Annotated in this window: 12 protein-coding genes; 5 read left to right on the plus strand and 7 right to left on the minus strand. The window is 66.9% G+C overall.

From position 1 onward, the window contains the following. Positions 1-3: 3 nt before the first annotated feature. From RA210_RS00595 to rfbB, 6 genes are read right to left on the minus strand one after another with little or no spacing between them, the layout of a single operon-like run. Positions 4-1,419: a mannose-1-phosphate guanylyltransferase/mannose-6-phosphate isomerase gene (locus RA210_RS00595; protein ID WP_136489708.1), complete on the minus strand. Its 1,416-nt coding sequence runs from the start codon at positions 1,417-1,419 to the stop codon at positions 4-6. A gap of 25 nt (positions 1,420-1,444) precedes the next feature. Further along, positions 1,445-1,915 carry a GDP-mannose mannosyl hydrolase gene (locus RA210_RS00600; RefSeq protein WP_136489707.1) on the minus strand — a complete coding sequence of 157 codons (471 nt, stop codon included), beginning with the start codon at positions 1,913-1,915 and terminating at the stop codon, positions 1,445-1,447. Between the two features lie 3 nt (positions 1,916-1,918). Then, positions 1,919-3,082: a DegT/DnrJ/EryC1/StrS family aminotransferase gene (locus RA210_RS00605; RefSeq protein ID WP_136489706.1), complete on the minus strand. Its 1,164-nt coding sequence runs from the start codon at positions 3,080-3,082 to the stop codon at positions 1,919-1,921. Position 3,083: 1 nt separating this feature from the next. Next, entirely contained in the window at positions 3,084-4,010 is a 927-nt protein-coding gene (locus tag RA210_RS00610; protein WP_136489705.1) for a GDP-L-fucose synthase family protein, read from the minus strand. A gap of 18 nt (positions 4,011-4,028) precedes the next feature. Further along, entirely contained in the window at positions 4,029-5,147 is a 1,119-nt protein-coding gene (gene gmd / locus RA210_RS00615; RefSeq protein ID WP_136489704.1) for a GDP-mannose 4,6-dehydratase, read from the minus strand. Further along, entirely contained in the window at positions 5,144-6,208 is a 1,065-nt protein-coding gene (rfbB, locus tag RA210_RS00620; RefSeq protein WP_136489703.1) for a dTDP-glucose 4,6-dehydratase, read from the minus strand. Before rfbB ends, gmd begins: the two co-directional genes overlap by 4 nt. 234 nt (positions 6,209-6,442) lie before the next feature. Here rfbB and RA210_RS00625 point away from each other — a divergent pair, with 234 nt between their 5' ends. Together RA210_RS00625 and RA210_RS00630 are read left to right on the plus strand one after the other, a co-directional pair. After that, entirely contained in the window at positions 6,443-8,452 is a 2,010-nt protein-coding gene (locus RA210_RS00625) for an acyltransferase family protein (protein ID WP_201485075.1), read from the plus strand. Positions 8,453-8,484: 32 nt separating this feature from the next. Further along, positions 8,485-9,132 carry an acyltransferase gene (locus RA210_RS00630; protein ID WP_136489702.1) on the plus strand — a complete coding sequence of 216 codons (648 nt, stop codon included), beginning with the start codon at positions 8,485-8,487 and terminating at the stop codon, positions 9,130-9,132. A gap of 6 nt (positions 9,133-9,138) precedes the next feature. Here RA210_RS00630 and RA210_RS00635 read toward each other — a convergent pair whose 3' ends face one another. Further along, positions 9,139-9,753, minus strand: coding sequence for a lipopolysaccharide kinase InaA family protein (locus RA210_RS00635; protein ID WP_201485076.1), 615 nt, complete (start codon positions 9,751-9,753; stop codon positions 9,139-9,141). 34 nt (positions 9,754-9,787) lie between these two features. On the opposite strand from RA210_RS00635, the gene msbA reads away from it, so the two are divergent. The 3 genes from msbA to RA210_RS00650 all read left to right on the plus strand — a co-directional run bounded on the left by msbA (position 9,788) and on the right by RA210_RS00650 (position 14,121). Beyond that, positions 9,788-11,566 (plus strand): lipid A export permease/ATP-binding protein MsbA, encoded by a 1,779-nt coding sequence (gene msbA / locus RA210_RS00640; protein WP_136489700.1) that lies wholly within the window; start codon positions 9,788-9,790, stop codon positions 11,564-11,566. 85 nt (positions 11,567-11,651) lie between these two features. Next, entirely contained in the window at positions 11,652-13,076 is a 1,425-nt protein-coding gene (hldE, locus tag RA210_RS00645; RefSeq protein ID WP_201485077.1) for a bifunctional D-glycero-beta-D-manno-heptose-7-phosphate kinase/D-glycero-beta-D-manno-heptose 1-phosphate adenylyltransferase HldE, read from the plus strand. Between the two features lie 115 nt (positions 13,077-13,191). Next, positions 13,192-14,121: a ketoacyl-ACP synthase III gene (locus tag RA210_RS00650; protein ID WP_201485078.1), complete on the plus strand. Its 930-nt coding sequence runs from the start codon at positions 13,192-13,194 to the stop codon at positions 14,119-14,121. Positions 14,122-14,187: the final 66 nt, after the last annotated feature.

Genomic DNA, 14,187 nt, shown 5'->3' on the forward strand with positions numbered 1-14,187 from the left:
GGGCTACTGCCGCCCGTACTTGTCTTGCAACCGGACAATGTCATCCTCGCCCAGATACGAACCCGACTGGACCTCGATCAGTTCGAGGGGGATCTTCCCGGGGTTCTCCAGAGTGTGAACCTGGCCGATCGGGATGTAGGTCGACTGGTTCTCGGTGACCAGGTAGGTCTGCTCGCCGTTGGTGACCCTGGCGGTTCCGCTGACGACTATCCAGTGTTCGGCCCGGTGGTGGTGCATCTGCAGCGACAGCTTGGCGCCGGGTTTGACGGTGATGCGCTTCACCTGATAACGGCTGCCTCTGTCGATGGCGTCGTACATGCCCCATGGCCGATAGACCTCGCGGTGGTCGATGTGCTCGTGGCGTGCGTCGCGCTTGAGCTGGTCGACGATCCGCTTGACGTCCTGGACCTGGTCCTTGTGGGCGACCAGCACGGCGTCCTTGGTTTCGACGATCACCAGGTTCTCGACGCCCACGGTAGCCACCAGGCGACTGTCGGCATGGATGTAGGTGTCATGGGTGTTCTGGGCCAGCACGTCGCCCAGCAGCACGTTGCCCTCGCCGTCCTTGGGACTGACGTCCCACAGCGCCGACCAGGAGCCGATGTCGCTCCAGCCGGCATCCAGCGGCACCATCGCCGCGGCGGCGGTCTTCTCCATCACGGCATAGTCGATGGAGTCCTCGGGGCATGCGGCGAAGGCCTCGCGGTCGAGGCGGGTGAAGTGCAGGTCCCGGGTGCTGCCGGCCAGCGCGGCGCGACAGGCGGCCAGCATGGCCGGCTGGAAGCGCTCGAGTTCCTCCAGGTAGCGGCTGGCGCGGAACATGAACATGCCGCTGTTCCAGAAGTAGCGGCCGCTGGCGAGGTAGCTGCGGGCGGTGGCCAGGTCGGGCTTCTCGACGAAGCGGGTGACGGCGAAACCGCCCTCGCCGACGGGGGCGCCCTGCTCGATGTAGCCGTAGCCGGTTTCCGGGTGACCGGGCACGATGCCGAAGGTCACCAGCCTGCCGGCGGCCGCCAGCGGAAGGGCGGTCCGGATGCTGGCGTGGAAGGCCGGTACGTCGCGGATCAGATGGTCGGCGGCCAGCACCAGCAGGATGGGGTCTTCCGCTTCAGCTTCGGCGACGGCCTGCAGGGCAGCCAGGGCGATGGCCGGGGCGGTGTTGCGGCCGACCGGCTCCAGCAGGATGCCGGCTTCCTCCATGCCGAGCTGGCGCAGCTGCTCGGCGGCGATGAAGCGATGCTGCTCGTTGCAGATCAGTCGCGGCAGCGCCGCGTCCAGTCCCTGCAGGCGCTGGATGGTGGCCTGCAGCATCGACAGGTCCCGGTCGGCCAGCGGGAGGAACTGCTTGGGATTGAGCTGGCGCGACAACGGCCACAGGCGCGAGCCGGAGCCGCCAGCCATGATCACCGGGAATATCATCTCATCGATCCTCTGGAGCCATCGCTCAGTCGAGCGCTGGTAGATAGGCGCGGGTGTAGGCATGCACCTCGGCGCTGTCCTGCATCTCGCGCACGCTCCACCAGCGGTAGCGGTCATGCTGGTCGGCGGGCGGGGCGAGCTGCAGGCTGGCCGGCAGGTTCAGGCCGTAGCACAGGACCACGTAATGGGTGTCCGGTGCCTCTCCGGCTGCGCCGAACATGCTGTCAGCATAGAAGTGCTCGTGGACGTTCAGGAATTGCGCCTGCCCGCGTTCGAAGGCGTGCCCCAGTTCGGCCAGGGTCAGTCGACGAAAGGCCGCGTCCAGGCTTTCATTCTTCAGCACGCGGCCGCCGGGAACGAACCAGAATCCCTGGGCGGGCCGGTTGCGACGCCTGCCGAGGAGGATCCGGCCTTGCGCATCCCGGATCAGCAGGTCGATCGAGAGCAGCGGCGTGCTCTCGACGATGGTCCGGAACCTTTCCTGTTCGAGCAGCATGGGCTATGCGCTGCAGATCGAGTGGAGAAGCTCGATCTGGGCGGCGATGTCGTAGTGGTGGTTGCCGACGAAGAAGCCATGGCTGTCGACCCGGTTGGCGTTGGCCAGTTCGCCGTGGATGCTGTAGTCGAACCACTGCATGACCTCGTTTTTGGCGAAGTTGCCGCCGACGACGGGGCGGAACTCGACGCCGGCGGCGCTCAGTCGCTGCAGCAGCTCCGCCCTCGACAACGGTGCCTCGTCCTTCAGGATCAGCGAGAAGCCGAACCAGCTGCTGGCGCCGGTTTCCTGCTGGATGCGCAGCCAGGGGTGCTGCTCGAACAGGTCCTGGAAGCGTGCCGCGTTGCGGCGACGGGCCGCGATCATCTCCGGCAGTTTCCGGAGCTGCTCCTGGCCGATGGCGCCGCTCATCTCGAGGGGGCGAAGGTTGTAGCCGGGCAGGACGAAGCGGAACGACTCCTCGAAGGGGTTGTCGCTCTTGTCGCTGCACACCCGGTTGACCTTCGGCAGGTTGCGGGTCCAGCCGTGGGCGCGCAGGCAGAGCAGGATGTGGTACAGCTCCTCGTCGTCGGTGACCACCAGGCCGCCTTCCATGGTGGAGATGTGGTGGCTGAAGAAGCTGCTGAAGGTGCCCATCGCGCCGAAGGTGCCGGCCTGCTTGCCGTCGAGCAGTGCGCCCATCGACTCGCAATTGTCCTCCAGCAGGACGATGTCGCGCTCGCCGATGATGCTCTTGATCGCCGAAAAGTCGTTGGGGTTGCCGAGCAGGTTCACGGTCAGGATCGCCCGGGTGTTCGCGCCGATGGCGCCCCGCAACTGCTCGAGGTCCATGTTGAGCGTATCGAGGTCGATGTCCACGAACTTCAGCTTCAGGCCGTACTGCTGGAGCGGGTAGTAGGTGGTGCTCCACGAGACGGCGGGAACTATGACCTCGTCGCCGGCCTTCAGCGGGTTTTCCTTGCGGAAGAACAGGGCGCCGATCATCGCGAGGTTGGCCGAGGAGCCGGAGTTGACCATCACGGCGTAGCGGCTGCCCACCCAGGCGGCGAACTGCTGTTCGAACTTGGCAACCTCCTGCCCCATCGAGAACATGCCGGAGTCGATAACTCGCTGGATGGCGGAGTACTCCGCCTCATCCCAGGTGGTGCTTGCAAGAGGGTAATTCATTTTATCGGCCATGCAGGGTGTCAAGATAGAATTCGTAGGTTTTGCGGATGCCGTCTTCCAGGGCGGTTTCCGCCTGCCAGCCCCAGGCACGGGCCCTGTTCACGTCGGTCAGCTTGCGCTTCATGCCCACCGGCCGGTCCAGGTCGTGGGTGAACGAGCCGGAATAGCCGATCACCGCGGCGGCGGCGGCGTAATACTCGTTCACGCTGTAGTCGCTGCCCAGCCCGATGTTCATGGTCGCCGGCGTCGACTGCGGGTCCGGCAGGGCCTTGAGGATGGCGCCGGCGAGGTCGCCGGCGTAGAGGAACTCGCGGCGGGCGGTGCCGTCGCCCCATATTTCCACGCTGGGCTCGCCGTTCACCCTGGCCTGATGGACCTTGTGGATGATGGCCGGAATCAGGTGCGACCAGCGCGGGTCGAACTTGTCGTGCCGGCCGTAGAGGTTGCAGGGGATCAGCGTCCTGTAGCCGAGGCGCGGGTTCTCCCGGCGCAGGAACTCGGCCAGGCGGGCGACGGTGATCTTGGCCAGGGCATAGCCTTCGTTGGTCGGCTCCAGCGGGCCGCCGAGAACATCTTCCTCCCTGAGGGCATCGTCGCGATCGCGCGGGTACATGCACGAGCTGCCCAGATTGATCAGGTTGCCGATGCCGACCTCGGCGGCGGCGAGCAGGACGTTGCGCCCCATGTCGAGGTTGGCGACCAGGAACTGCACCGGCTCGAGGATGTTGGCCTGGATGCCGCCGACCTTGCCGGCGGCATGGATGATGGCGTCGGGCTGGCGTCTGTCCAGGTAGGCGCGCGTCGCCCTGTAGTCGGTCAGGTCCAGTTCGCCGTGGCCGGGGGTCAGCCACTCGTGCTGCAGGGCATCCCGGTGCTCCAGGATGTTGCGCCCCACCATGCCGGAACTGCCCGTAAGTAGAATCTTCATGTGTTTCGGGTCGCCCACTCAGTGCTCGACGCTGGCCACGATGTCGTGACCGTGCGACTTCAGCAGGGATTGCCTCTGGGCGGTCTTGAGGTCTTCGCGGACCATCTCGGCGCACATTTCCTGAACGGTGATTTCCGGGACCCAGCCGAGCTTCTGCTTGGCCTTGCCCGGGTCGCCCAGCAGGGTTTCCACCTCGGCGGGACGGAAGTAGCGGGGGTCGACGCGCACGATCACGTCGCCCACCTTGAGCGCCGGCGCCTTGTCGCCCTCGATGTGCGCCACGATGGCCCGCTCGTCGACGCCCTGGCCTTCGAAGCGCAGGGTCAGCCCCAGTTCGGCGGCCGACCAGCGGATGAACTCGCGCACCGAGTACTGCACCCCGGTGGCGATCACGAAGTCCTCCGGCTGCTCCTGCTGCAGCATCAGCCACTGCATGCGCACGTAGTCCTTGGCGTGCCCCCAGTCGCGCAGGGCGTCCAGGTTGCCCAGATACAGACAGGGCTCCAGGCCCTGGGCGATGTTGGCCAGGCCGCGGGTGATCTTGCGGGTCACGAAGGTTTCGCCGCGACGCGGCGACTCGTGGTTGAACAGGATGCCGTTGCAGGCATACATGCCGTAGGCCTCGCGGTAGTTCACGGTGATCCAGTAGGCGTACAGCTTGGCCACGGCATAGGGCGAGCGTGGATAGAAGGGGGTGGTTTCCTTCTGCGGGATCTCCTGGACCAGGCCATACAGTTCCGAGGTGGAGGCCTGGTAGAAGCGGGTCTTCTTCTCCAGGCCGAGCAGGCGGATGGCCTCCAGCAGGCGCAGGGTGCCCATGGCGTCGACATCGGCAGTGTATTCCGGCGACTCGAAACTCACCGCCACGTGCGACTGGGCGCCGAGGTTGTAGACCTCGTCGGGCTGCACTTCCTGGATGATGCGGGTGAGGTTGGAGGAGTCGGTCAGGTCGCCGTAGTGGAGAATGAATCTCTGGTTGTCGACATGCGGGTCCTGATAGATGTGGTCCACCCGCTGGGTGTTGAAGGAGGAGGCGCGCCGCTTGATGCCGTGGACCTCGTAGCCCTTCTCCAGCAGGAATTCCGCCAGGTAGGAACCGTCTTGGCCGGTGATGCCGGTGATGAGAGCTTTTTTCATGATTTCGTAGTCAAGTGTTCGCTTCGGTGATCGTCGGCCAGCACATGGTTGCACCAGTCGAGATTGTTCAGGTACCAGGCGACGGTCTTGCGCAGGCCGGACTCGAAGGTCTCTTCGGGCGTCCAATGCAGTTCGCGCTGGATCTTGCCGGCATCTATGGCATAGCGTCGGTCATGGCCGGGGCGGTCGGTGACGAAGGTGATCAGCTCGCGATAGCTGGCGATGCCCTGCGGCTTCCCGGGGGCCAGCTCTTCGAGCAGGTCGCAGATCGTCTCGACCACCTCCAGGTTGCGCTTCTCGTTGTGGCCGCCGACATTGTAGGTCTCGCCGACCCTGCCGTGGGTAATCACCTCGATCAGTGCGCGCGCGTGATCCTCGACGTACAGCCAGTCGCGGATCTGCGCCCCGTCGCCATACACCGGCAGCGGCTTGCCGCGCAGGGCGTTGAGGATCATGTGCGGGATCAGCTTCTCGGGGTAATGGTAGGGGCCGTAGTTGTTCGAGCAGTTGGTGATCAGCACCGGCAGCCCATAGGTGCGATGCCAGGCGCGCACCAGGTGGTCGGAGCTGGCCTTGGACGCGGAGTAGGGCGAACTGGGGGCGTAGGGCGTCTGTTCGGTGAACAGCGCGGTGGTGTCGTCGAGATCGCCATACACCTCGTCGGTGGAGATGTGGTGGAAGCGGAAGGCTTCCCGGCGGGGTTCGGGCAGTGCCTGCCAGTACTGACGTGCGACTTCCAGCAGGGTGTAGGTGCCGACGATGTTGGTCTGGATGAACTCGGCCGGACCGTCGATGGAGCGGTCGACGTGCGACTCGGCCGCGAGGTGCATCAGCACGTCCGGCTGCTGTTCGCGGAAGACCCGTTCGACTTCGGCGCGATCGCAGATGTCCACCTTCTCGAAGACGTAGCGCTCGCTGGCAGCGATCTCGGCGAGCGACTCCAGGTTGCCGGCATAGGTCAGCTTGTCGAGGTTGACCACGTGGTGATCGGTGCGGAGGATCAGACGCCGAATGAGCGCCGAGCCGATGAAGCCGGCGCCGCCGGTGACGAGGATTTTCATGAGGGCGTGGCCCGCTGGCTGTTGAGGTGGGCTGAAAGGCAGCCGGGTCCGTGCCGGCCGCCTGCGATGCTGGTCGCAGGATAATTACCCGCAATCGGGGCGGCAACACTCAGGCGCATCCTGTTCGATAGCCGAATGCTATGATGCCGCCAATTTTTCTGGGGTTCCGCGTCGTCATGCCGCCCACCGCGGAGGTGTGCAGGCCGTGTGCGGCGGGTATGGAGGGGGTGCGTGGTGAGGGGTTCTGCAGCGAGTGCGGCGGCTGACGGCTTCCGTACCGATATCAACGGCCTGCGCGCGTGGGCCGTGGTGGCCGTGGTGCTCTACCACTTCGGCGTGCCGGGGTTCGGCGGGGGCTTCGTCGGCGTCGACGTGTTCTTCGTGATTTCCGGCTTCCTGATGGCCGGCATCGTCGTCGGCGGGCTGGACAGGGGCGGCTTCAGTCTGCCCGGCTTCTATCTGGCGCGGGCCCGGCGGATCCTCCCCGCGCTGCTGGTCCTGGTGGCCGTCGTCCTGGTGGCCGGCTGGTTCCTGCTGATGACCAGCGACTATCAGATGCTGGGGCGCCATGCCCGCGAGAGCGTGCTGTTCAGCTCGAACCTGCGCTATCTCGACGAGTCCGGCTATTTCGACGCGGCCTCCCACGACAAGTGGCTGCTGCATACCTGGTCGCTGTCGGTCGAGTGGCAGTTCTACCTGCTCTACCCGCTGGTCCTGCTGCTGCTCGCGCGCTGCTGGCCGCAGCGGCGGGGGATACTCGCCGCTCATCTGCTGGCCCTGCTGGCCTCCTTCGCCGTCTGCGTGTTCCTCACCTTCAGCGAGCCCAGTCAGGCCTTCTACCTGTTGCAGTCCCGGGCCTGGGAGTTGCTGCTGGGGGGCTGCGTGTACCTGCTGGGCACCCGGCAAGGGCTGTCGTCGCGCTGGCGGGGGCTGCTCGAGGGCGGCGGCATCCTCCTGATCGCGGCGAGCATCGCGCTGATCGATGCCAGCCTGGCCTGGCCCGGCTTCCTCGCCCTGCTGCCGACGCTGGGGGCGGCCGCGGTCCTGCTGGCGTGCCGCAGCGGTTCGCCCTGGACCGCCAGCGTCGTCGCCCAGTGGCTGGGTACCCGTTCCTATTCTATCTACCTCTGGCACTGGCCGCTGGTGGTCGGGCTGGTCTACTTCTACCGCCAGGACGATCCCGTCTGGATCGGCGCCGGCCTGCTCGCTTCGCTGCTGCTGGGCCATCTCTCCTATGTGGCGGTCGAGGTGCCGGCACGGCGCTGGCTGGCGAGGCGCAACAGCCTGCGCAACGCCGCCTGGCTGATCGGCTGTCTGGTCGTCGTGGCGGTTTCCGCCCAACTGGTGCGGCGCAGCGGCTTCCCCGAGCGGCTGCCCAGCGAGGTGGCCAAGGTCGAGGGCGAGCGCCAGAATCGCAATCCCCGCCTGAAGGAGTGCCTGAGGTTCGATGCCGCTTGCACCTACGGGGGCGATCAGGTGCATGCGCTGGTGATCGGCGACAGTCATGCCGATGCCCTGGTGAGCGCCGTGGCCGATGCCCTGCCGGATGCGCGCCAGGGGGTGTACTTCAAGGGCGAGAGCGGCTGCCTGTTCGTCTACGGCGCGCGCTGGGCGGGCAAAGGCGAGCGTGTGGACTGCAAGCAGCTGCTGGAGGAGGTCGCGTCCCGACTGGACGGTCTGTATCCGGGCATGCCGCTGTTCCTGATCAACCGCACCACCTCCTACATCAGGGGCGAGCTGCCGGGGGCGGATGGCAAGCCGCTGCCGCCGATGGTCTATTTCTCGCGGAAGGTGGAGCAGCCCGACGCCGAGTATTTCGCCGAGTTCCGCCAGCACTACCTGGACACCATGTGTCGTCTGGCCGAGCATCATCCGCTCTATCTGCTGCGCCCGGTACCGGAAATGCACGTCGAGGTCCCCAAGGCCATGGGGCGCGCCCTGCTGCGTGGCCGCGTGGAGGAGATCCGCATTTCCCGCGAGGAATATCGGCAGCGGCATGCCGAGGTCTGGGCCGTCCAGGACGAGGTGGCCGAGCGCTGCGGGGCGAAGATCCTCGATCCGCTGCCCTACCTGTGCGACGCCCAGTACTGCTACGGCAGCAAGGACGGCATGCCGCTGTATGTCGACGACGACCACCTGAGCGAATATGGCAACCGCCTGCTGCTGCCGATGTTCGCGCAGGTGTTCGCCGCTGCCCCGGCGGTATCCACTGCTCCCGCCATGCCCGAGGCCGGCGGGCGATGAGCCCGTCCCTTCAACCGAGCAAGAGGCTTTCCATGCTGCAACGCCTGGCCCTGAAACTGCGCAATCTGGCTTACAAGAACCGCCGCCTCCTCAAGCCCGGCAACCGGCTGGAGCTGCCCGAGAGCAGCGAGCGCAACCTGAAGAAAACCACCATCAAGCTGCGCGGCAGCAACAATCGGCTGGTGATCGGCGAGAACGTCACCCTGACCCATTGCGAGATCCGTCTGGATGGTGCGGACAATCTCATCGAGATCGGCGACAACGTGCGCTTCAGCAGCGGCAAGATCTACCTGGTCGGCACTCGCGGCCAGCACATCCGCATCGGCAGCGAGACCACGGTGGAGGGGGCCTACCTGCTGGTGGACGAGGCGGCGAGCATCGACATCGGCAGGGACTGCATGCTGTCCACCGACATCATCATCCGCACCGGCGACAAGCACTCGATCCTCGACGTGCACAGCGGCGAGCGTCTCAACCGTTCGCGCGACGTCCGCATCGCCGACCGGGTGTGGATCGGGCGGGACGTTGTGGTGCTCAAGGGGACGGTGCTGCATCCGGAAACCGTGGTGGCGACCCGCTCGCTGGTCAGCCGCGCCTTCGACGAGGGCAATTGCGTGGTCGCCGGGGTACCGGCCAAGGTGGTCAAGCGCGATACCTGCTGGGATCGCCGGATGCTGTGAGTCGCCTCAGGCGGCGTGGCCGGCGGCGCGGCGATAGGCCCCGAGCAGGGCCTCCCACGGGAAGTCGTCGATCCGGTTGCGGCGCAGATAGCCGCGCAGATGCGCCAGGTTGCGCCGCACCAGCCGGTCGCTCAGCGGTCCGCGGCGGAAGCGGATGTCGAGAAAGTCGATCAGCCCGAAGCCGCCTTCGGGCAGGCGCAGCACGTTGCCCAGGTGCAGCGAGCGGAAATAGATGCCGCGCCGGTGCAGCTGGTGGACGAAGGCGGCGAACTCCGGCAGCAGCGCCTCGAAGCGGCGGCGGTCCTCCCGGTACAGCTGCTCCAGCGATTCCCCCGGCAGCGGGTTGTACAGGCAGGCGCTGACGGCCTGCCCGCGATCCAGCCAGAAGCACTCGCCCATCTGCGGCACGGGTATCCGGCAGGCCTGGAGGCGGTTCGCATTGGCGACAAAGCGCCGGGCCGGCGGCAGCAGGCGGGCCAGCCACAGGCGCCGCCGCGGGCGGAACACCTTGAGCAGCTGGCCGTCCGCCAGGCGGATCACCTTCGGGCCGCGCCCGTCCTGCTCCAGCACCTTGCCCTGGGCGAGCCACTGCTGCCATTCGTTCGCTGTTACAATCCGCATCCGTTTTCTCTAGCCAGTCACAAGAGGCCACGCCATGGCCGGTTCCGCCGGGCAATCCGATCTGAAGGTCTATCTGCGTCTGCTGAAATACGTGCTGCCCTACTGGGGAGTGTTCGCGCTCAGCGTAGTCGGCTTCCTGCTGTTCGCATCCAGCCAGCCGATGCTGGCGCACATGCTCAAGTATTTCCTCGACGGCCTGCAGAACCCCGACGGTGCCGAGTTGCTGGGCATCTCGATGATGCTGGGCGTGCCGCTGGCGATTGTACTCATTGCCGTCTACCAGGGCATAGGTTCGTTCCTCGGCAACTACTTCCTGGCCAAGGTCGCCCGCGGCGTGGTGCACGACCTGCGCTGCACCCTGTTCGACAACCTGCTGACCCTGCCCAACCGCTACTACGACAGCCACAACTCGGGCCACCTGATCTCGCGCATCACCTTCAACGTGACCATGGTCACCAGCGCGGTCACCGACGCGATCAAGGTGGTGATTCGCGAGGGGATGACGGTGATCTTCCTGTTCGGCTACCTGCTGTGGATGAACTGGAAGCTGACGCTGGTGCTGGTGGCCATCCTGCCGCTGATCGCGCTGATGGTGTCGATGGCCAGCAAGAAGTTCCGCAAGCAGAGCCGGAAGATCCAGGAGGCCATGGGCGACGTGACCCATATCGCCTCGGAAACCATCCAGGGCTACCGCGTGGTGCGCAGCTTCGGCGGCGAGGCCTACGAGCAGGCGCGCTTCCTGCGCGCCAGCCAGGACGACATGCGCCGGGCGATGAGCATGATCCGCACCCAGGCCATCTACACGCCGACCCTGCAACTGGTCATCTACACGGGGATGGCGGTCCTCATGTACATGGTGCTGTTCCTGCGCGGCGACGCCACGGCCGGCGAGCTGATCGCCTACATCACCGCTGCCGGCCTGCTGCCCAAGCCGATCCGCCAGCTGTCCGAGGTCAGCCCCAATATCCAGAAGGGCCTGGCGGCGGCCGACAGCATCTTCGAGCAGCTCGACGAGCCGGCGGAGATCGACCGCGGCGCCGTGGAGCGCGAGCGGGTCAGCGGCCGCCTCGAGGTGAAGCACCTCAGCTTCGTCTATCCGGGAACCGACAAGCAGGTGCTGCACGACATCAGCTTCAGCGTCGAGCCGGGGCAGATGGTCGCCCTGGTCGGCCGCTCCGGCAGCGGCAAGTCGACCCTCGCCAACCTGATTCCGCGCTTCTACCACCACAGCGAGGGTCAGATCCTCCTCGACGGCGTGGAGGTCGAGGAGTACCGCCTGCGCAACCTGCGCCGGCACATCGCCCTGGTGACCCAGCAGGTGACCCTGTTCAACGACAGCGTGGCCAGCAACATCGCCTACGGCGACCTGGCCGGTGCGCCGCGGGAAGCCATCGAGCAGGCCGCTGCCGATGCCTATGCCAGGGAGTTCATCGACAAGCTGCCGCAGGGCTTCGATACCGAGGTCGGCGAGAACGGCGTGCTGCTCTCCGGCGGCCAGCGCCAGCGCCTGGCGATCGCCCGTGCCCTGCTCAAGGATGCGCCGCTGCTGATCCTCGACGAGGCCACCTCGGCGCTCGACACCGAGTCCGAGCGGCATATCCAGGCGGCGCTGGACCGGGTCATGCAGGGGCGTACCACGCTGGTGATCGCCCACCGGCTGTCCACCATCGAGAAGGCCGACCTGATCCTGGTGATGGACCAGGGGCGCATCGTCGAGCGCGGCAGCCATGCCGAGCTGCTGGCCCAGGGTGGTCACTATGCCCGCCTGCACGCCATGGGGCTGGACGAGGAAGGGGGCGCCGGCATCGCCTGAGCGCTGCGGCAGGCGGGAAGCATCCGCAAACCTCGACACGGCGGCATGCTATGATCCCTGCCGTTTTCCTCGTCCCGGAGCCCCCATGAAGCTGTCCATGCCCCGTTTCGATCAGGCCCCCGTGCTGGTGGTCGGTGATGTCATGCTCGACCGCTACTGGCATGGCGCGACCAACCGCATCTCGCCGGAGGCGCCGGTGCCGGTGGTCAAGGTCGAGCAGGTCGAGGACCGCCCGGGCGGCGCGGCCAACGTCGCGCTGAACATCGCCGCGCTCGGCGCGCCGGCCTGGCTGGTCGGCGTCACCGGGCAGGACGAGGCGGCCGACAGCCTGGCCGCGCGCCTGCAGGCCGCCGGGGTGGCCGCGCACTTCCAGCGCCTCGCCGCGCAGCCGACCATCGTCAAGCTGCGGGTGATGAGCCGTCATCAGCAGCTGCTGCGCCTCGACTTCGAGGAGCCCTTCGCCACCGACGCCGACGCCCTGCTCGGCGAGGTGGCGGCGCTGCTCGACCGGGTCAAGGTGGTGATCCTCTCCGACTACGGCAAGGGGGCGCTGAAGAACCATCAGGCGCTGATCCAGGCCGCCCGCGCCCGCAACCTGCCGGTGCTGGCCGACCCCAAGGGCAGGGACTTCGCCATCTACCGCGGCGCCAGCCTGATCACGCCGAATCTCGCCGAGTTCGAGGCGGTGGTCGGCCGCTGCGCCGACGAGGCCGAGCTGGTGGCCAAGGGCCTCGCGCTGCTCGCCGAGCTGCAGCTGGGCGCGCTGCTGGTGACCCGCGGCGAGCATGGCATGACCCTGCTGCGCCAGGGGCAGCCGGCCCTGCACCTGCCGGCGCGCGCGCGCGAGGTGTTCGACGTCACCGGCGCCGGCGATACCGTGATCTCCACCCTGGCCACCGCGCTGGCCGCCGGCGAGGAGCTGCCGCAGGCGGTGGCGCTGGCCAACCTGGCCGCCAGCATCGTGGTCGGCAAGCTCGGCACCGCCACCGTCAGCGCTCCGGAACTGCGCCGCGCGGTGCAGCGCGAGCAGGGCGCAGGTCGCGGGGTGATGACCCTCGACCAGTTGCTGCCGGCCCTCGAGGACGCCCGCGCCCACGGCGAGAAGGTGGTGTTCACCAACGGCTGCTTCGATATCCTCCATGCCGGCCATGTCGCCTACCTCGAGCAAGCCCGTGCCCTCGGCGACCGCCTGATCGTGGCGATCAACGACGACGCCTCGGTGACCCGCCTCAAGGGGCCGGGACGGCCGATCAACAGCGTCGACCGGCGCATGGCGGTGCTCGCCGGCCTCGGGGCGGTGGACTGGGTGGTCAGCTTCAGCGAGGACACGCCCGAGGCGCTGCTCGAGAAGGTGCGCCCGGACGTGCTGGTCAAGGGCGGCGACTACGGCCTCGACCAGGTGGTGGGCGCCGGCATCGTGCAGACGTATGGTGGTGACGTGAAGGTGCTTAACTTCGTCGATAGTTGCTCGACCACGGCAATCGTCGAGAAGATTCGCGAACGCTCGTGAGGCAGGCGGCTGGCAGCGCCTGTCACCTGCTCCAGGTTAACGCCCGGTCTGCCGGGCCTCGGTCAGCTCCCCGGCGAGAGAGCTGGCGTGATCAGTTCAATGGTGGAAAGCACAGATGATCGGAATAAAAAGTATCGCCAGCTACATCCCGGCGGGCCGCATCGACAACATCGCCCAGGCCGCGTCCTTCGACCGCGACGAGGCGTTCGTCGCGAGCAAGATCGGCACCGCCACGCTTTCCGTGAAGGATGCCGCCGAGGAAACCTCGGATCTGTGTGCCGCCGCCGTGCGCAACCTGCTGGCCAAGAACCCCGAGCTGCGCCTCGAGGATGTCCAGGCGCTGATCGTGGTGACCCAGAACGGCGACGGCGAAGGTCTGCCGCACACCTCGGCCATCGCCCAGCACAAGATCGGCCTGCCGACCTGCGTCGCCTGCTTCGACGTGTCGCTCGGCTGCTCGGGCTTCGTCTACGGCCTCTACGCGATCAAGGGCTTCATGGAAGCCACCGGGCTGAAGAACGGCATCCTGGTCACCGCCGATCCCTACTCGAAGATCATGGACCGCAGCGACCGCATGACCACCCTGCTGTTCGGCGATGCCGCCACCGCCACCTGGATCGGCGAGGATCCGGTCTGGGAGCTGGGTCCGGCGCGCTTCGGCACCGACGGCAGCGGCGCCGACCACCTGATCGTGCGCGACGGCTGCTTCCACATGAACGGCCGCCAGGTGTTCAACTTCGCCAGCCTGAAGATCATCCCGCACATGCAGGAGGTGCTCGAGGAGGCCGGCCTGAGCTTGGACAGCGTGGATGCCTACTGCCTGCACCAGGGCAGCGGCGCGATCGTCGATGCCATCGCCAAGAGACTAGGCGAGAATGGTGACAGAGTCGTGAAGGACATGTTCGGCGCCGGCAACACCGTGTCCTCGACCATTCCGCTGCTGATGGAGCGCTATGCCTTCGAAGGCTCGGCGTGGAAGAACCTGGTGATGAGCGGCTTCGGCGTCGGCCTGTCCTGGGGTTCGGCGGTGCTGCTGCGTCGCTGATCGTCGCGGGTTGCGGCGACGGCCGCAACCCGTCCGCTCCCGGGCCGCAAGCCGGCAGGGAGTGAT

Source organism: Pseudomonas sp. OF001, from assembly GCF_904426495.1.
GTDB lineage: Bacteria > Pseudomonadota > Gammaproteobacteria > Pseudomonadales > Pseudomonadaceae > Geopseudomonas.